This is a genomic window from Kitasatospora sp. NPDC090091 (assembly GCF_044747365.1).
Taxonomy (GTDB): domain Bacteria; phylum Actinomycetota; class Actinomycetes; order Streptomycetales; family Streptomycetaceae; genus Kitasatospora.
The window spans coordinates 343,897-365,935 of sequence record NZ_JBIVDY010000001.1 but is presented as its reverse complement, the minus strand read 5'-3'; the positions used below and the strand labels follow the sequence as shown (position 1 = coordinate 365,935).

Here is a 22,039-nt window from a genome sequence, read left to right as displayed (position 1 = left end):
CCCACGCACAACGGAGGCCCAGCGGTGCACGACCTACCGCAGCAGCTGGCCAACGGCCTGATCCTCGGCGCCCTCTACGGGCTCGTCGCGATCGGCTACACGATGGTCTACGGCATCGTCCAGCTCATCAACTTCGCCCACGGCGAGATCGTCATGGTCGGCGGCTTCGGCGCCCTGACCGCCTACCTCGCCCTCCCCGGCGGCACCACACTCTGGCTGGCCCTACCGCTGATGCTGATCGCCGGCATCCTGGTCTCCACCCTCACCGCCGTCGCCGCCGAGCGCTTCGCCTACCGGCCGCTGCGCACCGCACCCCGGCTCGCACCGCTGATCACCGCGATCGGCCTGTCGATCCTGCTCCAGCAGCTCGTCTTCTCCTTCTACCCGGACGCCAAGAAGGCCCGCGTCTTCCCCAAGATCCCGGGTGACCCCTTCGAGCTCGGCTCCATCACCATCCAGCGCAGCGACCTCTTCCTCCTGATCGCCGCCCCGATCTGCATGATCGCCCTCGGCTGGTTCGTCACCCGCACCCGCTCCGGCCGCGCCATGCAGGCCACCAGCCAGGACCCCGACACCGCCAAGCTGATGGGCATCGACACCGACCGCATCATCGTCATGGCCTTCGCCATCGGTGCCGCGTTCGCCGCCGTCGCCGCCGTCGCCTACGGCCTGCGCAGCGGCCAGGTCGACTTCCGGATGGGCTTCATCCTCGGCCTGAAGGCCTTCACCGCAGCCGTCCTCGGCGGCATCGGCAACATCTACGGCGCCATGCTCGGCGGCGTCGCGCTCGGCCTCGCCGAAGCCCTCGCCACCGGCTACATCCAGCACCTCCCCGGCATGCACCTCTTCGGAGGCGGCGCCTGGAAGGACGTCTGGGCCTTCGTACTCCTCATCGTCGTCCTGCTCGTCCGACCTCAGGGCCTGCTCGGCGAACGCGTCGCGGACAGGGCGTGAGCACCATGACGACCACCTCCACCACCGCCGGCACCGAGACCACCCCGGTCCTCCCCCTGCCGACCCGCGCCGCCGTCCTGCTCACCGGCCTCGGCGCCGCCGCCACCGTCGCCTCCGCCCTGATGTCCTGGACCTGGACCGACGAGTTCCCCGGCGACCTCACCTACTACGGCTCCCCCGCCGGCCTCCAGTGGCTCGCCCTCACCGGCGGCCTCCTCACCCTCGTCCTGCTGCTCGCCGCCCAGGGCGTCCCCGGCCTGCGCTGGGCCGCCCCCACCCGCAGCAACAACGCCGTCCTCCTCGCCGCCACCGGCGCCTTCGCCGTCGCCTGGTTCTCGATCGCGGCCATCGCCGTCGACCTCGGCGGCCTCGCCAACCTCGAACCCGGCGGCTGGGTCCTCGGCGCCGGCGCCCTGCTCGCCCTGGCCGGCACGCTCGGCCTCCCGCTCGACCGCCGCACCGGCGTCACCCTGCGCATCCTCGACCGGCGACTCTTCGTGCTCGTCCCGGTCGCCGCCGTCGTCTGGTTCGCCACCCACGCCGTCCCCGAGGACAAGCCCGTCGCCCCGGTGCTCACCGCCCTCGCCGGCGGCATCGCCATCGCCGCCGCGGCCGTCCTCGTCATCCAGCTCGGCCACCTCGCCAACCACTGGCTGCGGCTCTCCAACACCACCCGCCCGCTCCCCGCGGCCCGCGAGCTCCCCTCCTTCCTGGAGGTCCTGCTCATCGTCGTCGCCTTCGGCATCGGCCTGTTCGCCATCACCTTCGGCATCGACACCGAGTACGGCGAGCTCTTCATCGCCTACCTGCTGCTGGCCGCCTCCGTCGGCGCCTCCCTCGGCAAGTCCGGCCTGCTGCCCCGGCTGCGCACGCTGACCGTCAAGTACCGCTCGGTCACCACCGGCGCGGCGTTCGCCGCCGCCGCCAGCTTCCCGTTCACCCAGACCAGCGACCAGTACACCTCGGTCGCCACCAACATCCTGATCTTCGCCACCGTCGCCCTCGGCCTCAACATCGTCGTCGGCCTCGCCGGCCTGCTCGACCTCGGCTACGTCGCCTTCCTCGGCGTCGGCGCCTACGCCGCCGCCCTGGTCTCCGGCTCCCCCGCCTCCCCCATCCACGTCCAGTTCCCCTTCTGGGCCGCGATGCTCACCGGCGCCGCCGTCTCGATGGTCTTCGGCGTCCTGATCGGCGCCCCCACCCTGCGGCTGCGCGGCGACTACCTCGCCATCGTCACCCTCGGGTTCGGCGAGATCTTCCGCATCACCATGCTCAACCTCAACGGGACCACCGGCCCCAAGATCACCAACGGCTCCAACGGCATCCCCCGGATCCCCGACCTCAACATCCTCGGCTGGGACCTCGGCAAGCCCACCAACCTGTTCGGCATCGAGCTCGGCCGGTTCTCCAACTACTACCTGCTGATGCTCGTGGTCACCGCCCTCGTGGTACTGGTCTTCGCCCGCGTCGGCAACTCCCGCATCGGCCGCGCCTGGGTCGCCATCCGCGAGGACGAGACCGCCGCCGAGGCCATGGGCATCAACGGCTTCCGCCTCAAGCTCCTCGCCTTCGCCCTCGGCGCCTGCCTCGCCGGCCTCGCCGGCACCGTCCAGGCCCACGTCAGCTACACCGTCACCCCCGACCAGTACACCTTCGCCGAGGCCCTCCCGCCCAACTCCGCCTTCCTCCTCGCCGCCGTCATCCTCGGCGGCATGGGGACCATCAGCGGCCCGCTCGCCGGCGCCACCCTGCTGTTCCTCGTCCCCAAGAAGCTCGAATTCCTCTCCGACTACCAGCTGCTCGCCTTCGGCATCGCCCTCATCGTGCTGATGCGGGTCCGCCCCGAGGGCCTCATCCCCAACCGGCGCAGCCAGCTGGAGTTCCACGAGGCCTCGATCCCGGCCCAGTCGACCGGCGACACCGCCACCCTCACCAAGGCAGGGGCGTGACCACCCAGATGACCACCAGCAACACGCCCACGGCCGTCACCGACCGGCCCGCCCCGGCCCGCCCGCTGCTCGAAGTCGCCGGCGTCACCATGCGGTTCGGCGGCCTCACCGCCGTCAACAACGTCTCCCTCACCGTCGGCGAGGGCGAGATCATCGGTCTCATCGGCCCCAACGGCGCCGGCAAGACGACCTTCTTCAACTGCCTCACCGGCCTCTACGTCCCCACCGAGGGCAAGGTCACCTACAAGGGCACCGTCCTGCCGCCCAAGCCCCACCTCGTCACCCAGGCCGGCATCGCCCGCACCTTCCAGAACATCCGGCTCTTCGCCAACATGACCGTCCTGGAGAACGTCCTCGTCGGCCGGCACAGCCGCACCCGCGAAGGCCTCTTCGCCGCCATCCTGCGCGGCCCCTCCTACCACCGCGCCGAGGCCGAGAGCCGCGAACGCGCCATGGAGCTCCTGGCCTTCACCGGCCTCGCCGAGAAGGCCGACCACCTCGCCCGCAACCTCCCCTACGGCGAACAGCGGAAGCTGGAGATCGCCCGCGCCCTCGCCTCCGACCCCGGCCTGCTGCTCCTCGACGAGCCCACCGCCGGCATGAACCCGCAGGAGACCCGCGCCGCCGAGGAGCTCGTGTTCGCCATCCGCGACCGCGGCGTCTCCATCCTCGTCATCGAGCACGACATGCGGTTCATCTTCAACCTCTGCGACCGCACCGCCGTGCTCGTCCAGGGCCAGAAGATCGTCGAAGGCGACCGCGAGACCGTCCAGAACGACGAACGCGTCATCACCGCCTACCTCGGCGCCCCGCTCGAAGGAGCCACCGCCGCCGAGGGCACCACCGCAGCACCGGAGGACACCCAGTGACCGCACTCCTTGAGGTCGAGGACCTCCGCGTCGCCTACGGCAAGATCGAAGCCGTCAAGGGCATCAGCTTCACCGTCAACCAGGGCGAGGTCACCACCCTGATCGGCACCAACGGCGCCGGCAAGACCACCACCCTGCGCACCCTCTCCGGGCTGCTCAAGCCGACCAACGGGAAGATCACCTTCGACGGCCAGCCGCTCAACGCGGTCCCCGCCCACAAGATCGTCTCGCTCGGCCTGGCCCACTCCCCCGAGGGCCGGCACATCTTCCCGCGCATGACCATCGAGGAGAACCTCCTCCTCGGCGCCTTCCTGCGCAGCGACACCGCCGGCATCGCCGCGGACGTGGAGCGGGCCTACGGCCTCTTCCCGATCCTCGGCGAACGCCGCAAGCAGGCCGCCGGCACCCTCTCCGGCGGCGAGCAGCAGATGCTCGCCATGGGACGCGCCCTGATGTCCCAGCCCAAGCTGCTCATGCTCGACGAGCCCTCGATGGGCCTCTCGCCGCTCATGATGCAGAAGATCATGGCGACCATCGTCGAGCTCAAGGCGAGCGGGACGACCATCCTGCTGGTCGAGCAGAACGCCCAGGCGGCGCTCTCGCTCTCCGACCAGGGCTACGTCATGGAGACCGGCCGCATCGTCCTCCAGGGCACCGGCGCGGACCTGCTGCACGACGAGTCCGTGCGGAAGGCCTACCTCGGCGAGGACTGACCCGTCCGCACCCAGGCAGCACGAAGGGCCCGGCTTCCCGCCGGGCCCTTCGCCGTGTCCTGATCCCCCCGCAGCCGTCCGCCCCTCGGCCGCCACCCGCCCTCGGGCCGCTACTCGCCCTTGGCCTCCTCGGCCTTCTTGCGGTCCTGGGCCTCGCCCTCCTCGATGACCGCCTCGGCCACCGCGGCCATCGTCATCCGGCGGTCCATCGAGGTCTTCTGGATCCACCGGAACGCGGCCGGCTCGTTCAGCCCGAACTTGGTCTGCAGCACGCTCTTCGCCCGGTCCACCAGCTTCCGGGTCTCCAGCCGCTGCGACAGGTCGGCGATCTCCTGCTCCAGCGTCCGCATCTCGGTGTACCGGGAGACGGCCATCTCGATCGCGGGCACGAGGTCGCTCTTGCTGAACGGCTTCACGATGTACGCCATCGCGCCCGCGTCCCGGGCCCGGTCCACCAGCTCGCGCTGCGAGAACGCGGTCAGCATCAGGACCGGCGCGAGGTGCTTCTCGTGGATCTGCTCGGCGGCGGAGAGCCCGTCCAGGACGGGCATCTTCACGTCCAGGATGGCGAGGTCCGGCCGGAGCTCCTCGACCAGCTTCACCGCCGTCGCCCCGTCCCCGGCCTCGCCGACGACGGTGTACCCCTCCTCCTCCAGCATCTCCTTCAGGTCAAGGCGGATCAGCGCCTCGTCCTCGGCGATCACGATCCGGGTGATCTGGGGCGAATCGGTCTCAAGCGGCTGTGCCTGCTCGTCGGCGGTGCTCACGGGGCTCCTCGTTCCGGCGGGGTACTGCATGCATGAGGGTACCTAGACACGGTATGTTTGTTGTCGCAGGGTCGGGGTTAACCTTCGAATCTGCGGATGCCCCGGTAGCCCAGAGGTTAGAGGCAATGGTCTCAAACACCATCCAGCGTGGGTTCGAATCCCACCCGGGGTACTTTCCTTCAATTTGAAGGCCGGACAAGAATTCATGGATCTTCACCAATTCGAGTGAAGATTCGAGCGACCACCGGACCGCGCGAAGAACTTCGCACACGCTCGGCCACATGTACGACATGGCGACGCGTCGGCGCGCTCTGGAACTCCACGCAACCGGACTGACCTTCAGCCAAGTCGGCCGAGCGACCGGAATATCCCGATCTGCGATCCGCGGTTGGGCATCGGGAGACGTACCGAGCCCGCGCATGACCGCCGAGTGCCCAGTCCGTCACGGCCGTCTCGATCCCGATCGCCCCCGCGCCGACTACTCCTACCTGCTCGGCCTCTACCTCGGCGACGGCTGCATCAGTGAGGGCCGCCGCAGCGTCCACGCCCTCCGCATCGCGTGTGGTGACGCCTGGCCCGGCCTCATCGACGAGTGCGCGCGGGCCGTCAATGCCGTCATGCCGCACAACAAAGTCCAGCGCGTCCGTGCGCCGGGCTGCACGAGCGTCGTCAGCACCAGCAAACACTGGCCGTGCCTCTTCCCCCAGCACGGCCGTGGTCCCAAGCACCTACGAGCGATTGCCCTCATGCCGTGGCAGCAGGCGATCGTCGACGCCCATCCCTGGGAGTTCCTGCGCGGGCTGATCCATTCCGACGGCTGCCGGATCACCAACTGGACCGTCCGCACCGTCGGCGGCGTCCGGAAGCGCTACGAGTACCCGCGGTACTTCTTCACCAACACCTCGACCGACATCATCCGGCTCTTCACCGACACCCTCGACGCCGTGGGCGTGCGGTGGAAGGCCTCGAAGCCCCGCGCCACCGGCCAGGTCAACATCTCCGTCGCCCGCAAGGAGTCCGTCGCCCTCATGGACGCGCACATCGGGGCGAAGTACTGACTCAGCTCGCCCTGTCCAGCGGCTCCATGTCGACAGTGAGGCGCATTCCCAGTGCCGAGGCGAGCCGCTCCAGGACGACCAGGGTGGGCATCGTGCCGCCGGCCTCGAAGCGGGCGATGGCCGGCTGCTGCATTCCGGCCGCGGCGGCCAGCTGGGACTGGGTCATGCCGAGAGACTCTCGGCGGAGGCGCACAGTCTCACCGAGTTCGAACCTGATCCGTGCGGCCTCGTACGCCGCGCCGGCGCCCGGGCGGTTCAGAATCTCCTCGCGCATCGCACGCCAGGAAGCCCGCTCGCTCATCTCGTCCACTCCTCGTCCTCGTCGGCGGTGTGCCGCTCGGCCACGCAGCGGCGCAGCGCCCGCCCGGCCCGTTCGACCTCGGCGGTCTCCCGCATGCGTGTTTTACGGAACACGGTGAGCAGGATGATCCGGCGGCCGGGTGCGATCCAGTAGGTGAGCCTCATGTCGAGTTCGTTCATATGGAAGCGGAGCTCGCGGAGCTTGCCGTCCAGTTGCCTGGTGTGCGGCTCGCCGAGTAGCGGGCCACGGTCGGCGAGGAGGTCGATGTAGAAGGCGACCGTTTCCTGTCCGTGTTGCCCGAGACCGAGGATCCAGTCCCGGACTTCCGGTTCGAGCTCTACTTCTCCCCAAGTCATAACACGGATGGTATGGACGCGCCAGGGGTGTCAGGGCCTTCCGGTCGGCGGTGAGGGCGGCATTCCCCCGGATGGGGAATGCCGCCCTCGAACAGGTGGGTGCTGCCGGGTCAGTTGTCCAACGTGCCCACGTGGTGGACGCGGACGAGGTTGGTGGAGCCGGCGAGGCCGGGCGGGGAGCCCGCGGTGATGACGACGATGTCGCCCTTCTGGCAGCGGCCGAGGGAGAGCAGGGCGGCGTCGACCTGCTCGACCATCTCGTCGGTGGTGGGGGCGAAGGGGCCGAGGAAGGTCTCGACGCCCCAGGTGAGGGCGAGTTGGCTGCGGACGGCCGGCTCGTAGGTGAAGGCGAGGACGGGGATCGGCGAGCGGTAGCGGGTCAGGCGGCGGGCCGTGTCGCCGGACTGGGTGAAGGCGACGAGGTACTTGGCGCCGAGGAAGTCCCCGATCTCGGCGGCCGCGCGGGCGACGGCGCCGCCCTGGGTACGCGGCTTGTTGGAGGGGGTGAGCGGCGGCAGGCCGGCGGCCAGGATGTCGGACTCGGCGGCCTCGATGATGCGGCCCATGGTGCGGACCGTCTCGACCGGGTACTTGCCGACCGAGGTCTCGCCGGAGAGCATCACCGCGTCGGTGCCGTCGAGGACGGCGTTGGCGACGTCGGAGGCCTCGGCGCGGGTGGGCCGCGAGGTGTTGATCATCGAGTCGAGCATCTGGGTCGCGACGATGACCGGCTTGGCGTTGCGCTTGGCGAGCTTGACGGCGCGCTTCTGGACCATCGGGACCTGTTCGAGGGGCATCTCCACGCCCAGGTCACCGCGGGCCACCATGATACCGTCGAAGGCGTCGACGATGGCGTCCAGGTTCTCGACCGCCTGCGGCTTCTCCACCTTGGCGATGACGGGGACGAAGCGTCCCTCCTCCGCCATGATCCGGTGGACGTCCTCGATGTCGCGCCCGCTGCGGACGAAGGAGAGCGCGACGAGGTCGGCGCCGGTCCGCAGGGCCCAGCGCAGGTCGGCGACGTCCTTGTCGCTGAGCGCGGGCACCGAGACGGCGACGCCGGGGAGGTTGAGGCCCTTGTGGTCGGAGACCAGGCCGCCCTCGACGACCAGGCAGCGGACCCGGGGGCCGGCCACCTCGACGACCTCCAGGGAGACCCGGCCGTCGTCGACGAGGATCCGCTCGCCGGGGGTGACGTCGGCCGCGAGGCCGGCGTAGGTGGTGCCGCAGCCGTTCTGGTCCCCCACGACGCCCTTGTCGGTGGAGATGGTGAACTCGTCGCCGCGTTCGAGAAGTACCGGACCTTCGGCGAAGGTCTCCAGTCGGATCTTCGGGCCTTGAAGGTCGACGAGGACGCCGACGCTCCGGCCGGTCTCGTCGGCGGCCTTGCGGACCCGGCGGTAGCGCTCCTCGTGCTCGATGTGGGAGCCGTGGCTGAGATTGAGGCGGGCGATGTCCATCCCGGCGTCGACCAGGGCCTTGATCTGGTCGTACGAGTCGGTGGCGGGCCCGAGGGTACAGACGATTTTTGCTCGGCGCATACCCTGAGCGTAGGCATTACCGGCGCGTAACATCGCCGTAGGTCCGGACAGCAGGATGACCTTTGCAGGAAGGCGAGTTGAACAATCTGACGCATCGCCATCCGTACGCTCACGATCGGGCGACGGCCCCGCTCGGCGGGTTGACGCGGCGGCCGACCCGACGACGCCGGGCCGCTCCCCGCCCATGTCGGCGCCGGGAAGCCGCACACCTCCGCGGGAAGACCGGACGGGCGGTCGACGATGCGATTCCGTGAAGGGGTGTTCACCTCTCGTTCACCATGGCTTCCGCCGTAGCTCGCGGGCCGGGAGGACGCTCGTCACCCGGGTGGGAGCCCGGAGACGGATCGGACGAGGGGGAACGTTCGGCATGAAGCGCGCGGTCGGAGTGCTCGCGGCACTGGTACTGCTGGGTGGGGTGGCGTTCGCACTGCTGCGGCCGACCGGGCCCGGCGGCGAGGAGGAGCCGAAGGTCGTCACCGTCACCGGGGTGATCGGCTCGGAGAAGCGCGAATTCTTCGAAGACCCGGACGTCAAGGCCGAGTTGGCCAAGCAGGGAATCAAGGTCGACGCCCAGACCACCGGTTCGTGGCTGATGGGCGACAGCAAGCTCGACCAGCTCGACTTCGCCTTCCCGGCGAGCCTCTCCCCGGCCGAGGAGATCCGCAGGCGGCTGCAGCTCAAGGACGCGCCGATCCGCCCGTTCTACTCGCCGCTCGTGGTGCTGGCCCACCGCCCGACCGCCGAGGTGCTGGAGCAGAACAAGGTGGCGAGCCAGGACAAGGCCACCGGGGTGTGGACGCTCAAGATGGACGAGTACCTCAACCTGGTGAAGGCCGGCAGGAAGTGGGAGGACCTGGCCGGGTCCGCGGGCAACTCGGACCTCAGGGGCGCCGTCTTCATCACCACCACCGACCCCGCCGAGTCCTCCTCCGGGGCGCTGTACATCGGCATCACCTCCTACGTCCTCAACGGCCACCAGGTGGTGTCGAGCGGTCCCGAGGTGGACCGGATCAAGCCCGCGCTGTACTCGCTGAGCTCCAAGCAGGGCAGCCAGGGCAGCAGCAGCGACCAGCCGTTCAAGGACTTCCTCAGCAACGTCGGCAACCCGCTGGTGCTCGCCTACGAGTCGCAGGCCGCCCAGCTGGCCGTGGAGGGCAAGTCCACCGGTGACATGACGGTGCTCTACCCGGACACCACCGTCTCCTCGGACCACACCGTGGTCGGGCGCACCGAGGCCGGCCGGAAGCTGGCCGGCCTGCTGCGCGACGACGAGGTGCTGCGCCGGCTGGAGGCGAAGTACGGGTTCAGGCCGCAGGCGGACCCGTCCGCCTTCGCCAAGCAGGTGGGCGACCGCAAGGGGCCGCCGGCCTTCGCGCCCGACCTGTCGGCGGCGCAGGTGAAGCAGGCTCCGGTGCCGGCGCCCGACCTGCTGGCCAAGCTGATCGACGCCGCGAAGGGGAAGTGACGGGGGAATGGCGACCAGGACGGGTGGGGCGATGAGGACGATGGCGGGGGCGGCGGCCGCGGCGCGGCGCGGCGGCCGGATGCTGGCGGCGGGGCTGGCCGTACTGGTGGCGGTGACGGCGTGCACGTCCTCGCCCTCGCCGGCGCCGGGCCCGCGGCAGAGTGACGCGCCGGCGCCGACCGCCCAGGCGGGCGTGCTGCGGGTGCTGGCCGGCAGTGAACTGCAGGACATGGCACCGGTGTTGGAGGAGGCCCAGAAGGCCACCGGGGTGACCGTCCAGTTCGCCTGGACCGGTTCGCTGGACGGCGCGGAAGCGGTCTCCTCGGGCCGGGCGGACGGCAAGTACGACGCGATCTGGTTCCCGTCCAACCACTACCTGCGGCTGGACGACGGCGCCAAGGCCAAGCTGCTCTCGGAGACGCCGGTGATGGTGTCCCCGGTGGCGGTGGGTGTGCGGACGTCCACGCTCGGGGAGCTGGGCTGGGGCGACGGCTCGAAGGTGACCTGGGCGCAGCTGGCGGAGGCGGCCTCGAACGGGCGGCTGGCGTACGGGATGTCCGACCCGTCCCGGTCCAACTCCGGCTTCTCGGCGCTGGTCGCGGTGGCGTCGGCGCTCTCGGGCGCGGACGCGGCGCTGACCGAGGCGGACGTGCAGAAGGCCACGCCGGCGCTGAAGCAGTTCTTCACCGGGCAGAAGCTGACCTCGGGCTCGTCCGGGTGGCTGGCGCAGGCGTACACCCGGGCGGAGCGGGGCCGGGTCGGAGCGCTGGTGAACTACGAGTCGGTGCTGCTGTCGCTGAACAAGACCCTGCCGGCGGACCAGCAGCTGACCGTGGTGCGTCCGGTGGACGGCGTGGTGTCGGCGAACTACCCGCTGACGCTGCTCGGTTCGTCGGCGCAGCGGGAGCGGGACGCGTTCCAGAAGCTGACCGCGTACCTGCTCAAGGACGACGTGCAGAAGCGGATCTCTGAGCTGACGCTGCGCCGCCCGGTGGCGGTGGGTGCGGCGGCGGCGCCGTCGCTGCCCGGCGACCGGCGGCGCGAGCTGCCGTTCCCAGGGAGCCGGGCGGTGGCGGACGGGCTGCTGGCCTCGTACCAGAACGAGCTGCGCCGGCCGTCCCGGACGGTGTACGTGCTGGACACCTCGGGGTCGATGGCGGGTGACCGGCTGGCCTCGCTGAAGCGGGCGCTGGGCGGGCTGACCGGGTCGGACGACACCCGGGGGGTGCGGCGGTTCCGGGACCGCGAGGAGGTCACACTGATCTCGTTCGCCTCCAAGGTGAAGTCGACCAGGACGCACACCGTGCCGCCGAGCGGCAGCCGGCCGGGGCCGCAGCAGGAGCTGTCGGCGATCAACGCGGACGTGCAGCAGCTGTCGGCGGACGGCGGCACGGCGGTGTACAGCTCGCTGGAGGAGGCGTACCGGGTGATCGAGCGGCAGCAGGCCGCGGCGGGGGACGACCGCTTCACCTCGATCGTGCTGATGACGGACGGCGAGAGCAACGAGGGCGCGACGGACAAGGACTTCCGGGCGTTCTACGACGGGCTGCCGTCGGGGCAGAAGGCGGTGCCGGTGTTCCCGATCCTGTTCGGTGACGCGGCCAAGGGCCAGTTGCAGGGGATCGCGGAGCTGACCGGCGGGAAGCTGTTCGACGGGACGGGCTCGCTGGACGGGGCGTTCGAGGAGATCCGTGGCTACCAGTAGCAGCGGCGCCCCCGACGGGGACGGGGCCTCGCTCGGCCGGCGGGCCTGGACCTACCTGGAGTCGACCCGCAACCTGGTCGGCTGCGCGGCGGGCGCGGGTGGGCTGGGGCTGCACTTCGCCGGGTTCGGCGGTGCGCTGTGGCCGGGGATCGTGGCCGCCCTGTACGGCGCGGCGGTGCTGCTCTGGCCGTCCGGGAAGAAGGCCGACCGGTCCGGTGGCGGCCTCCCCGCCGGCGGCGGGGCCGGCGCTGGGGGCGGGACAGGCGCTGCGGGCGGCTCCGGGTCCGCGGGCGGGTCCGGGTCCACCGGCGCGAGCGGGTCCACGGGCGGCACCGGGCCGGCCGGCGGCACCAAGCCGACCGGCGGCCCCGGCTCACCGGCCGCGTCCGGCGGCGGGGCGACTCCGGCAGGCCGGCGCACGCCCGTGACGCCGGCCCGCCGCCCGGCCCGCCCGGCCTGGCCGGAGCTGGAGGAGCTGGCCGCCCACCTGGACGGCGTCCCGTTCCCCTCGTCCGCCCGGGTGGACGGGCTGCTGGCCGGGCTGCTGACGCGGCTGCGCGAGGTGGGCCGGGAGCCGGCCTCCGAGCTGATCGTCGCCCGGCGGCTGCCGGTGGCGGTGGACGGCTACCTGCGGGCCCGTACCTGGGACCGCTGGACGACCGCCGGCGCCGACCCGGGGGCCGAACTGGCCCTGGAGGTCGAGCTGATGGCGGCGTCGCTGGGCGCCTGACCGCCGCGCCGGCCGGGCGTCGGCGCGGCCGGGCGCACGCGCGGCCCCGGCGGCCCGGCCGGCGTTCAACCCTCCAGCACCCCGGCCAGCTCCACCCGCCGCCGCACGCCGAGCTTGCGGAAGCTGTTGGTCAGGTGCGTCTCCACCGTCCGCAGCGCCAGGTGGAGCATCGCGGCGATCTCGGCATTGGAGTGACCGGCCACCGCCAGCCGGCAGATCCGCCGCTCACTGTCGGTCAGCGCCTCGGCGCCCGCGTGCTCGCCGCGGCCGAGCCGGGCGCCCGAGGCGCGCAGCGCGTCCACCGCGACCCCGCGCAGCCGTACCGCGCCGAGCCGCTCGGCGCGGCTCGCGGCCTCGCGCAGCGCCCGGCGGGCGGCGCCGCGCCGGCCGCCCTCGGCAAGCAGCCGGCCGTAGGTGATCAGGGCGGGGATCAGCTCGACCTCCACCTCGGCGCCGCGCAGCAGGTCGACGGACTCGGCGGCGAGGTCCAGCCCGTGCCGGCCGCCGGTGGCGGCGGCCAGGGCGCGCAGGGCGCGGGCGACGGTGCGCGGGGTGCCCCAGGTGCGGGCGAGCGCCAGCTCCTCCTCGGCGAGGGCGACGGCCGGGCCGGGTTCGCCGAGCAGCGTGTGGCAGTCGGCGGCGGTCGAGCGCCAGGGGGTGACGATCGGGCTGAGGACCTGCCGTTCGGTCTGCCGGCGCCCGCACTCCAGCAGGTCGGCGAGCGCCGCGGCCGGCTCGCCGGTGGCCAGCCGGAGCAGGCCGCGGGCGTACAGGTACTCGTTCCACTCCCAGGAGTCCTGGGAGTGGTCGGCGGCGATGGCCCGGGCGAGGCCGTGGGCCTGCCAGTACCGGCCGGTCTCGGTGAGGGCGATCACGGCCTGGGCGACCAGGTGGGCGTTCTGCTGGCCGAGCAGCCCGGCGTAGCGGGCGCGGGCGGCCTCGGGGCTGTCCCCCCGGCCGTCGCGGCCGTCGCGGCCGGTACCGGTGCCGGTACCGATGCCGGTGCCGTCCTCGGCCGGGTCTCCGCCGCACCACCAGGAGAGCGGCGGCCGTTCCGCGCGCTCGCACCGCCCGCTCCGCTCCCCCGGCGCCCGCGCACCCGCACCCGCCGCCCCGCCCGTACCCGCGCCTGCCGCTCCGCCCCCCGTACCCGCGCGGCGGCGCGCGGCCGGGGCGGGCCCGGTGAGCGCGAAGTCCTCCAGCAGGGCCTGGTACTCGCCGCGCATCACCCGGGCCTCGGCCCGGACGCTCAGCAGGCACTGGTAGCCGGGGTCCAGCGAGGGCCCCCGGTAGGCCGCCAGGCCGCGGTCCACCAGCCGGTCCGCCTCGCCCAGCCGGTCGGCCCACTGGGCCAGGGTGGCGGCGGACACCAGGACGTAGGGACGGCAGACCGGGTCCACCGGGGCCGCGAGCAGCTCCTGGACGCGGCCGGCGACCTCCGCCGCGGAGAGCAGGCCGCTGGTCGAGTCGAACTCGGTGAGCAGCGCGTACGCGGGCGGTGCGAGCCGCTGGGCGCCGCGGGCGGCGAACCGCCGGACGCCCTCGACCACCTGGAGCCAGCTGTGCCCGTCATGGGCGGCGATCAGCGCGGCGGCGGCCTGGACGGCGTGCACCAGGTCGTCGCGGTCGCCGAAGCGCTCGGCCAGCTCCTCCATCAGTTCCAGGGCGGCGGGGGCGTCGCCGCGCGCGGCGAGGACGGCGCCGAGGGTGTTGGCGGTCTGGAAGACGCCTTCGTCGGAGCGCTGGAGGTCGACGGCCTCGGCGAGGTGGCGGACGCCGGCGACGCGCTCGTCCGGGCCGAGGGTGGCTTCCAGGCTGCCGAGTTCGGTGAGGACGAGGCCGCGCCGGCGGTCGCCGAGCGGCTCGTCCAGGACGCGGCGCAGCAGGGCGACGGCGTCGGCCGGGCGGTCGGCGCGGGCGGCCCTGCGAGCGGCGGCGCGCAGGGTGTCGGCGGCCCAGCGGGGGCCGGGGGCGGGGGTGAGGAGCAGGTGCCCGGCGATGCGTTCGTCGGGGGCGCCGCTGCGGTGCAGGTACTCGGCGGCGGCGCGGTGGACCCGGGCGCGGTGGCCGGGTTCGTGGCCGGCGAGGACGGCGTCGGCCAGCAGGGGGTGGGTGAAGCGGGGCCACTGGCCGGGGCCGGGGTCGTCGAGCAGGCCCTGGGCGGTGAGTTCGGCGAGCCAGGCGGCGGTGCGGTCGGGGTCGGTGCCGGCGAGTTCGGCGAGCATGGCCGCCGGGTCGCAGGGGTCGGCACCGGGCAGCGGGGCGGTGCCGGGCAGCGGGGCGGTGCCGGGCAACGGGTCGGCACCAGGCAGCGGGGCACCGGGCAGCGGGGCGGTGCCGGCGGCGGGGTGTTCCTGCATCCGGGCGAGGGCACGGGCGGCGGTGAGGGCGCGGTCGCCGCCGCCCCGCAGCCACTCCTCGACGGCTTCGGGGAAGGCGCCGTCTGCCGGGCGGGGGCAGCTGTCGGGGAGTGCACTCGGGGCGGTCGCCTCGGGCCGGGCGCCGGGGCCGGGCCCCGCGCCAGGGCCTGGGCCGCACCGGTCGTCGGCGACGTCCGCGAGGTCGGCGACGTCCGCGAGGAGGGCGGTGAGCAGTAACGGGTTGCCGCCGGTGGCGCGGACGCAGTCGGCGGCGAGCGCGGCCGGGGTACGGGGGCCGAGCCGGCGGGCGGCCAGCAGGGCGGCGGTGCGGGCATCGAAGGGGTCGAGCCGGAGGCTGTCGGCCAGGCCCGTGGGCAGGCCGCGGGCGAAGCGTTCGGGCGGGGTGCCGAGGGTGGCCTGCCGGCGCTCGGTGGCGAGGAGGAGGACGGGCAGCCGGTCGATCCGGCGGGCGAGGCCGCGCAGCCAGTCCCGGGAGGGCGGGTCGGCGAGGTGGACGTCGTCGACGGCGAGCAGGACGGGGTGATGGGCGGCGTGGATCCGCAGGAGCGACCAGAGCGCGTCCTCGGCGGCCGGCCCGGCGGCGCCCCGGCCGCCGGCCCCGGGCCCGACGACGTCCGGCCCCGAGGCACCGGGTCCGAAGCTGCCCGACCCGCCCGCGGGGGTGCCACGGCCGGGGTCCGGGGAGAGGCCGGGGCCGGGTCCGGCCTCGAAGAGCTGGCGGGCGGCGGCGTAGGGGGTGTCGGACTCCTCGGCGGAACAACGGGCCCACAGGACGGTGGTGCCCCCGGCGGCGGCGCGGCGGGCGGCCTCGGCGAGCAGGGCGCTGCGGCCGGTGCCGGCCGCACCTGTGAGCAGCAGGGCGCCGCCGGCGCCGGCCCGGGCGCGGTCGGCGAGTTCGGTGATCCGCTCCAGGTGGGGGGTGCGGGCGGCGAGCGGTGGCGGCGCGGGCGCGGCCTGGTCCGGCCGCGGTCCGCGGGTGCTGACGGTGCTCATCCTGCTTCCCTCCCCGGGTCTCCCGCCGGTGGCCGGTCGGGAGCTCTTCGCCGTCGTCGGGGGATTCGGCCCGACAGCCGGTCGACGTCCGGCGCCGACGGCACCCGCCGGCCTGACCGCCGCCGCCCTGTCCCGCCGCACCCCGACCCCGTGGTGCCCCCCGGCCTCCCCGCCTCGACCTCCCGAAGCGACCGAAGCGACCGAAGCCACCGAGAGCGGACCGGAGCGACCGGACCGACCGGGTCCGTTCGGGCAGGTCGGCCGACTGCGGTGACGCCGTCCGGCCTCTCCCGGCGAGGCACGACCGGGCACGGCCGGGCCGCCGGGCGAACCCCGCGCTGCGCGGTGCCGGGCCGACCGGCTGCCCGCTCGTGCACGCACCGCTCCGGCCCCGTCCCCCGGACGGCACCCTACCCCCGTCCGCGCGGCGGCCGGGAGCGGCACTGCTGCGCTGCGGCGATGCCAGGCGGGCGGCGCCGATCTCGTGGTGGACCACGATGGCCGCGGCCGGTCCCGGAGGGAAGCATGGAGGTCCTCGGGGGCACCGTCGCTCCCGGGCCGCACGACCGCACGGCACCCGCCCCGCCCGTTCACCGGGCGGCGCCCCCCTCGGCGCAGCGGGCCGGCCGTCCGGCGGGCGGGCCGCGATTCTCCTGGAGGGGGCCAGATTGACTGTCCTGCACAGCGAGCACGACCGCCGCGGCGTGGCCCGGCGTGTCCCCGGGGCGGCGGCGCTGCCGCGGACCTCGGCGGCCCCACGGCCGCTGCCCGCCCACCATGTCGGCCGGCCCGGCACCGCCCCGGCCGCCGTCGGCCGGACCGCCGTCGTGGTGCGGGCCGCGGACCCGATCTCACGGGCCGGCGCGGAGGCGCAGCTGCGCCGCGACCCGGGCCTGGAGCTGGTCGATGAGGCGGCGGCCGGTCCCGGCGCGGTCTCCGTCCTTCTCGCCGAACAGGCGGACGCCGCGGTGGTGGCGACGCTCCGCAAGCTGGTGCGCGGCGCCGAGCAGCGGGTGGTGCTGGTGGTCGAGCGGATGCGCGAGAGCGAGCTGCTGGAGGCCGTGGAGTGCGGAGTGGCCGCGATCCTCTGGCGCCGGGAGGCGACCGCCGAACGGCTGGGCCGGGCGGTGCAGGCGGCGGCGCGCGGTGACGGCGACCTGCCGGCCGATCTGCTGGGCCGGCTGATCACCCAGGTGGGCCGGTTGCAGCGGAGCGTCCAGGGGATGCCGGGCGGTGCCCCGGCCGGGCTGACCGAGCGCGAGGCCGATGTGCTGCGGCTGGTGGCCGAGGGCTGGGACACCGGGGAGATCGCGGCCCGGCTGTCCTACTCCGAGCGCACCGTCAAGAACGTGTTGCACGGCCTGACGACGCGGCTGCAGCTGCGCAACCGGGCGCACGCCGTCGCCCACGCCGTCCGCGAGGGTTACATCTAAGCCCTGTCCGACCGAGGGCCGGTCACGGCTGCCCCGCCCCGCCAACGCCCGCCCGTCCGCAACCCCGAGCGCGGACGGGCGGGCGTCCCGCACTTCCGGGAGCGTCCCCACCGGGCGTCCCGGGGATTGACGAGTGCTCAGCACCGACCCGTCCACGTCACGAAGGAGTCGCCAAGATCTCACCCCTTGGAAAGGTCCGGGGACTATCAATCCGCCTGGTCGCACGGCACACTTCTACGCGCGTACCTCTACGCGCGTCACCACACCATCGTTGACGGTCCGTCGCAGCCGCCCACCCGGGAGAGTCGTCCATGCCCCTGAACCGCCGTGACTTCGTCACCCGGTCCGCCGCCACCGCCGCCGGCGCCGCCCTCGTCGGGGGCGCCGGCCTCGCCGCCGCCTCCCCCGCCGCGGCGGCCGGCCCGGACGACGCCGTGGCCAAGGGCAAGCCGAACAAGAAGCAGGCCTTCACCGTGATGGGCACCACCGACCTGCACGGCCGGGTGCTCAACTGGGACTACTTCACCGACGCGGTCTACGCCGACAAGGCGCACAACGAGGTCGGCCTCGCCAAGATCTCCACGCTGGCCAAGCAGGTCCGCGAGGAGAAGGGCTGGGACCGCTGCCTGCTGATCGACGCCGGCGACACCATCCAGGGCACCCAGCTGACGTACTACTACGCCCGTGTGGAGCCGATCGCCACCGAGGCCGACACGGCGCCCGAGCACCCGATGGCGCTCGCCATGAACACCATGGAGTACACCGCCGCCGCGCTCGGCAACCACGAGTTCAACTACGGCATCGACACCCTGCGCGCCTACGAGGAGCAGCTGGACTTCCCGCTGCTGGGCGCCAACGCGCTGAACGCCCGCAACGACAAGCCGGCGTTCCCGCCCTACGTCATCCGCAAGCTGAAGCTCGGCTCCGGCCCGGCCCTCAAGGTCGGCATCCTCGGCCTGACGAACCCGGGCATCGCGATCTGGGACAAGGCCAACGTGGCCGGCAAGATGACCTTCCCGGGCATCGTCGAGACGGCGAAGGTCTGGGTGCCGAAGGTCCGGGCCGCCGGTGCCGACGTCGTCGTGGTCGCCTGCCACTCCGGCATGGACGAGGCCACCTCCTACGGCGACCAGCTGCCCTGGGCCGAGAACGCCTCGGTCGCGCTGGCCGAGCAGGTGCCCGGGATCGACGCCGTCCTGGTGGGCCACGCGCACAAGGAGATCCCGCAGCGGCTGGTCGTCAACAAGGAGACCGGCAGGACGGTCGTGCTCTCCGAGCCGCTCTGCTGGGGCCAGCGGCTGACCTGCTTCGACTTCGAGGTGGAGTTCGACCGCGGCGCCTGGAAGGTCGTCTCGCTCTCCTCCCGGGTGCTGAACTCCAACACCGTCCCGGAGGACCCGGAGATCGTCAACCTGATGTCCGACCAGCACAAGAAGGTGGTCGCGTACGTCAACCAGGTCATCGGCACCGCCAAGATCGAGCTGTCGATCGCCGAGGCGCCGTACAAGGACACCCCGATCATCGACCTGATCGGCCGCGTCCAGGCCGACGTGGTGAAGGAGGCGCTGGCCGGCGGCCAGTACGCCAAGCTGCCGGTGCTCGCCCAGGCCGCGCCGTTCAACCGCACCGCACGCATCCCGGCCGGCCAGGTCAAGCTGCGTGACGCGGCGGGCCTGTACATCTACGAGAACACCCTGGAGGCCCGCATCCTCACGGGCGCCCAGCTGAAGGACTACCTGGAGTTCTCCGCCCGGTACTTCAACCAGCTCGCCCCGGGCGCGCCGGTGGACAAGGCCACGCTGACCAACGCGCAGAACACCCCGGACTACAACTACGACTCGGTGTACGGCCTGAGCTACGACATCGACATCGCCCAGCCGGTCGGCTCGCGCATCGTGAACCTCACCTTCGAGGGCAAGCCGCTCGACCCGTCGGCCCAGTTCGTCCTGGCCGTCAACAACTACCGTGCCAACGGCGGCGGCAACTTCCCGCACGTCGCGGCCGCCCAGAAGGTGTGGGCCAACTCGGACGAGATCCGCAACGCGATGATCGCGTGGGTGAAGGCCAAGGGCGTCATCGACCCGGCCGACTTCGCCGCCGAGTCCTGGCGCCTGGTCCGGGCCGGCCAGCCGGTCTTCTGATCCTCCCGGACCGCCTGCCGTCCACGCCCCGCCACCCACTTCCCCGGGTGGCGGGGCGTCCGCCTTCCCGGTTCGGCCTTCCCGGTTCGGTGTCCGCCTTCCCGGTTCGGCATCGGCCGGCCGGAGGCGGGGAACGGCGGAGCCCCGCCGGCCCCGGGGAGGGGCGGCGGGGCTCCCGGCCGTCTCGAAGCCACCCGCGGTGGCGCCGGTCAGAACGGGAAGCGGCTGCGCCCGTGCTGGATGGAGATCCACTTCACGGTGGTGAAGGCGTCCACGGTGGACTCGCCGTTCAGGCGCCCCACGCCGGAGTTCTTCTCGCCGCCGAACGGGACCACCGGCTCGTCCGCGATGGTGCCGTCGTTGACGTGGATCATGCCGGTCTCGATCCGCTGTGCCACCCGCACCCCGCGCTCGACGTCGGCGGTGTGGACGGCGCCGCTGAGGCCGAACGGGGTGTCGTTGGCCAGCCGGACGGCCTCGTCCTCGCCGTCGAAGGGCACCACCAGCACCACCGGGCCGAAGAGCTCGCGCTGCAGGATGGGCGCGTCGGCGGGCAGGTCGCCGAGGACCACCGGGTCCATCAGGCAGCCGTTGGTCTCGCCGCGCAGCAGCACGGTGGCGCCGGCCGCGACCGCCTGGTCGACCTGGGCGGTGATGGCGTCGGCCTGGACGGGGTTGATCAGCGGGCCGATCTGGGTGGCCGGGTCCCGCGGGTCGCCGACCGTGAGCGAGGCGACCTTGGCGACGAACTTCTCGGTGAACTCGGCCTGGACGCTGCGGTCCACCAGCACCCGGTTGGCCGCCATGCAGACCTGGCCCTGGTGGGCGAAGCGGCTGAACACCGCCGCGTCCACGGCGTAGTCGAGGTCGGCGTCGTCCAGCACGATCAGGGCGCTGTTGCCGCCGAGTTCGAGCACCGTCCGCTTGAAGTGCGAGGCCGCGACGGTGGCGACGTGCCGGCCGACCCGGTCGGAGCCGGTGAAGGCGATCACCTTGGGCACCGGGTGCTCGATGAACGCGTCGCCGATCTCGGCGATGTCGGTGACCACGACGTTGAGCAGGCCGGACGGCAGGCCCGCCTCCTCGAAGATCCTGGCGAGCAGGGTGCCGCCGACCACCGGGGTCTCCTGGTGCGGCTTGAGCACCACGCCGTTGCCGAGCGCGAGTGCCGGCGCGACCACCTTCATCGACAGGAACAGCGGGAAGTTGAACGGGCTGACCACGCCGACCACTCCGACCGGCAGGCGGTAGAGGCGGTTCTCCTTGCCCTCCACCGGCGAGGGCAGCAGCCGGCCCTCGGCGCGCAGCGAGAGCTGCATCGACTCGCGGAGCATGTCCTTGGTGAGGGCGAGCTCGAATCCGGCCTTGAGCGCGGTGCCGCCCAGCTCGGCCATGATCGCCTCGGTGATCTCCTGCTCGCGCTCCTCGATGATCCGCAGCGCGCGCTCGAAGACCAGCCGCCGGGTGTACGGGTTGGTGGCGGCCCACTCCTTCTGCGCCCGCTCGGCGGCCCGGTAGGCCTGGTCCACCTCCTCGACGGTGGCGACGGTCATGGTGGCGAGCTTGTCACCGGTGAAGGGGTCGACGTCGACGATGTCCCAGGAGCCGCTGCCGTCGCGCCACTGGCCGTCGATGTACTGCAGCGCCAACTCGGAGAAGTACGACATCTGATCCCTCTCGTGCCGATTCGGGAAGGCGTCAGGGGCCCTCTCGATCAGATCTGACCGAGACTCATCGTACTTACGGACTACAGCTCTTGGCGGACGGAGCGCAGAAGTTCCCGGCTCCGCTCGGCGGAGAGCCCGTCCGCCACCAGGCCGTCCATCGCGGCCACGTACTCCGCCACCTCGGCCGGCTTGTCGAGGTACAGCGCGGTGGTGAACTGCTCCAGGTAGACGACGTCGGCGAGGTCCGGTTCGGCGAAGCCCAGCACGGTGAACGCGCCGCCCTCGGCGCGCAGCCCGCCGAAGCCCAGCGGCATCACCTGGATCGACACGTGGGGCAGGTCGGTGAGCTCCAGCAGCCGGTCGATCTGCGCCCGCATCAGCTCCGACCCGCCCCAGGGACGGCGCAGCGCCGCCTCGTCCAGGACGGCCACCACGCGGGGCGGCTGCTCGGCGGTGAGCACCCGCTGGCGCCGCAGCCGGACCTCCACCCGGCGCTCGACCTCCGCGGGCTCGGTGACGTGCCCGCCGGCGGTGATCACGGCGCGGGCGTAGTCGGCGGTCTGCAGCAGCCCGTGGACGAACTGGACCTCGTAGCTGCGGATCTCGGCGGCGGCCTCCTCCAGGCCGAGGAAGGTCTGGAACCAGCCCGGCAGGACGTCGCCGTAGGTGTGCCACCAGGAGGTGGCGTTGGCGGCGCGGACCAGGCCGAGCACGGAGGCCCGCTCCTGCTCGGCCTCGACGCCGTACAGGGTGAGCAGGTCGGCGACGTCGCGCTCCTTGAAACCGACCCGGCCGAGCTCCATCCGGCTGATCTTGGACTCGGACGCGCGGATCGAATAGCCGGCCTCCTCGCGACTGACGCCCCGGGCCTCCCTGAGCCTGCGCAGCTGGGAACCCAGCAGCAGGCGCCGTACCGTGGCACCCCCGCCAGCCTGAGTCGTGCTCATCGCGTCACCCTCCGCACCTCGCGCAGCCCCCCGGCCGTCGGCCGCAGTCTGCCACTTGGCACCGACAAA

The 22,039-nt window shown here is 72.9% G+C and carries 17 protein-coding genes and 1 tRNA gene; 11 read left to right on the top strand and 7 right to left on the bottom strand.

Features of this window, described 5'->3' with window-relative positions; translation table 11 throughout:
* Positions 1 to 24: 24 nt before the first annotated feature.
* From ACIPSC_RS01615 to ACIPSC_RS01600, 4 genes are read left to right on the top strand one after another with little or no spacing between them, the layout of a single operon-like run.
* The gene (locus ACIPSC_RS01615; RefSeq protein ID WP_395296614.1) at positions 25 to 954 is read left to right on the top strand and encodes a branched-chain amino acid ABC transporter permease; all 930 of its coding nucleotides are present in this window, start codon (positions 25 to 27) and stop codon (positions 952 to 954) included.
* 5 nt (positions 955 to 959) lie between these two features.
* Positions 960 to 2,903: a branched-chain amino acid ABC transporter permease gene (locus tag ACIPSC_RS01610; RefSeq protein ID WP_400822485.1), complete on the top strand. Its 1,944-nt coding sequence runs from the start codon at positions 960 to 962 to the stop codon at positions 2,901 to 2,903.
* Positions 2,900 to 3,772: an ABC transporter ATP-binding protein gene (locus tag ACIPSC_RS01605; protein ID WP_400822185.1), complete on the top strand. Its 873-nt coding sequence runs from the start codon at positions 2,900 to 2,902 to the stop codon at positions 3,770 to 3,772. The genes ACIPSC_RS01610 and ACIPSC_RS01605 overlap by 4 nt, the downstream gene beginning before the upstream one ends.
* Positions 3,769 to 4,485 carry an ABC transporter ATP-binding protein gene (locus ACIPSC_RS01600; RefSeq protein ID WP_238740209.1) on the top strand — a complete coding sequence of 239 codons (717 nt, stop codon included), beginning with the start codon at positions 3,769 to 3,771 and terminating at the stop codon, positions 4,483 to 4,485. Before ACIPSC_RS01605 ends, ACIPSC_RS01600 begins: the two co-directional genes overlap by 4 nt.
* A 110-nt stretch (positions 4,486 to 4,595) precedes the next feature.
* On the opposite strand, the gene ACIPSC_RS01595 is transcribed toward ACIPSC_RS01600, so the two are convergent.
* The gene (locus ACIPSC_RS01595) at positions 4,596 to 5,282 is read right to left on the bottom strand and encodes an ANTAR domain-containing response regulator (RefSeq protein ID WP_400822184.1); all 687 of its coding nucleotides are present in this window, start codon (positions 5,280 to 5,282) and stop codon (positions 4,596 to 4,598) included.
* 68 nt (positions 5,283 to 5,350) lie between these two features.
* Between ACIPSC_RS01595 and ACIPSC_RS01590 the strand changes: the two genes are divergently transcribed.
* Both ACIPSC_RS01590 and ACIPSC_RS01585 read left to right on the top strand, forming a co-directional pair.
* Positions 5,351 to 5,424, top strand: a tRNA-Leu gene (locus ACIPSC_RS01590).
* 109 nt (positions 5,425 to 5,533) lie between these two features.
* Complete coding sequence (locus tag ACIPSC_RS01585; RefSeq protein WP_400822183.1) at positions 5,534 to 6,310, top strand: transcriptional regulator; 777 nt, start codon at positions 5,534 to 5,536, stop codon at positions 6,308 to 6,310.
* A 1-nt stretch (position 6,311) separates the two neighbouring features.
* Here the strand turns inward: ACIPSC_RS01585 and ACIPSC_RS01580 are convergent, their stop codons facing one another.
* From ACIPSC_RS01580 to pyk, 3 genes are all read right to left on the bottom strand, one after another.
* Positions 6,312 to 6,584, bottom strand: coding sequence for a helix-turn-helix domain-containing protein (locus ACIPSC_RS01580; protein ID WP_400822483.1), 273 nt, complete (start codon positions 6,582 to 6,584; stop codon positions 6,312 to 6,314).
* 23 nt (positions 6,585 to 6,607) lie between these two features.
* Positions 6,608 to 6,967, bottom strand: coding sequence for a type II toxin-antitoxin system RelE/ParE family toxin (locus ACIPSC_RS01575; RefSeq protein WP_400822182.1), 360 nt, complete (start codon positions 6,965 to 6,967; stop codon positions 6,608 to 6,610).
* 110 nt (positions 6,968 to 7,077) lie between these two features.
* Entirely contained in the window at positions 7,078 to 8,508 is a 1,431-nt protein-coding gene (gene pyk, locus ACIPSC_RS01570; protein ID WP_400822181.1) for a pyruvate kinase, read from the bottom strand.
* A gap of 367 nt (positions 8,509 to 8,875) precedes the next feature.
* On the opposite strand from pyk, the gene ACIPSC_RS01565 reads away from it, so the two are divergent.
* From ACIPSC_RS01565 to ACIPSC_RS01555, 3 genes are read left to right on the top strand one after another with little or no spacing between them, the layout of a single operon-like run.
* A complete protein-coding gene (locus ACIPSC_RS01565) occupies positions 8,876 to 9,973 on the top strand; it encodes a hypothetical protein (protein WP_400822180.1) in 1,098 nt (365 codons plus the stop codon).
* Positions 9,974 to 10,004: 31 nt separating this feature from the next.
* Complete coding sequence (locus ACIPSC_RS01560; RefSeq protein ID WP_400822179.1) at positions 10,005 to 11,678, top strand: VWA domain-containing protein; 1,674 nt, start codon at positions 10,005 to 10,007, stop codon at positions 11,676 to 11,678.
* On the top strand, positions 11,665 to 12,408 hold the full coding sequence (locus ACIPSC_RS01555) for a hypothetical protein (protein ID WP_400822177.1): 744 nt from the start codon (positions 11,665 to 11,667) through the stop codon (positions 12,406 to 12,408). The genes ACIPSC_RS01560 and ACIPSC_RS01555 overlap by 14 nt, the downstream gene beginning before the upstream one ends.
* Before the next feature lie 65 nt (positions 12,409 to 12,473).
* Here the strand turns inward: ACIPSC_RS01555 and ACIPSC_RS01550 are convergent, their stop codons facing one another.
* Complete coding sequence (locus tag ACIPSC_RS01550; protein WP_400822176.1) at positions 12,474 to 15,782, bottom strand: AAA family ATPase; 3,309 nt, start codon at positions 15,780 to 15,782, stop codon at positions 12,474 to 12,476.
* Between the two features lie 764 nt (positions 15,783 to 16,546).
* On the opposite strand from ACIPSC_RS01550, the gene ACIPSC_RS01545 reads away from it, so the two are divergent.
* Both ACIPSC_RS01545 and ACIPSC_RS01540 read left to right on the top strand, forming a co-directional pair.
* Positions 16,547 to 17,215, top strand: a complete 669-nt coding sequence (locus tag ACIPSC_RS01545; RefSeq protein WP_400822482.1) for a LuxR C-terminal-related transcriptional regulator — start codon at positions 16,547 to 16,549, stop codon at positions 17,213 to 17,215.
* 311 nt (positions 17,216 to 17,526) lie between these two features.
* Positions 17,527 to 19,356, top strand: a complete 1,830-nt coding sequence (locus ACIPSC_RS01540) for a 5'-nucleotidase C-terminal domain-containing protein (protein WP_400822175.1) — start codon at positions 17,527 to 17,529, stop codon at positions 19,354 to 19,356.
* A gap of 209 nt (positions 19,357 to 19,565) precedes the next feature.
* Here ACIPSC_RS01540 and ACIPSC_RS01535 read toward each other — a convergent pair whose 3' ends face one another.
* Positions 19,566 to 21,023, bottom strand: coding sequence for an aldehyde dehydrogenase family protein (locus tag ACIPSC_RS01535; RefSeq protein WP_400822174.1), 1,458 nt, complete (start codon positions 21,021 to 21,023; stop codon positions 19,566 to 19,568).
* Between the two features lie 80 nt (positions 21,024 to 21,103).
* On the bottom strand, positions 21,104 to 21,970 hold the full coding sequence (locus ACIPSC_RS01530) for a helix-turn-helix domain-containing protein (RefSeq protein WP_400822173.1): 867 nt from the start codon (positions 21,968 to 21,970) through the stop codon (positions 21,104 to 21,106).
* Between the last annotated feature and the right edge of the window lie 69 nt (positions 21,971 to 22,039).